The organism is Limosilactobacillus balticus, from assembly GCF_014145615.1.
Lineage (GTDB): Bacteria > Bacillota > Bacilli > Lactobacillales > Lactobacillaceae > Limosilactobacillus > Limosilactobacillus balticus.
Window position 1 is genome coordinate 1 of record NZ_JACIVH010000011.1, and the last position, 483, is coordinate 483.

The window sequence follows — 483 nt, forward strand, 5'->3', positions numbered from 1 at the left end:
CTTTAGTAAGCGCCAGCGAAAGTACTTCGGCTTCAGTAAGTGCGAGCGAAAGCACCTCAGCTTCAGTAAGCGCCAGCGAAAGCACATCAGCATCTGTAAGTGCAAGTGAAAGTACCTCTGCTTCGGTAAGTGCGAGTGAAAGCACCTCAGCTTCAGTAAGCGCCAGCGAAAGTGCCTCAACATCGTTGAGTGCAAGTGAAAGCACATCAGCCTCCGTAAGTGCAAGTGAAAGCACCTCAGCTTCAGTAAGCGCCAGCGAAAGTGCCTCAACATCGTTGAGTGCAAGTGAAAGTACCTCAGCCTCCGTAAGTGCAAGTGAAAGTACCTCTGCTTCGGTAAGTGCAAGTGAAAGTACCTCTGCTTCGGTAAGTGCGAGTGAATCAACTTCAGCATCTGTAAGTGCAAGTGAAAGTACCTCTGCTTCGGTAAGTGCGAGTGAATCAACTTCAGCTTCGGTAAGTGCAAGCGAAAGTACCTCTACTT

General features: G+C 49.1%; 1 protein-coding gene. It reads right to left on the bottom strand.

Annotated elements, in window-relative coordinates; genetic code table 11:
• A partial coding sequence (locus tag H5S10_RS00035) for a hypothetical protein (RefSeq protein ID WP_267905317.1) occupies window positions 1–483 on the bottom strand: 483 nt, incomplete at both ends.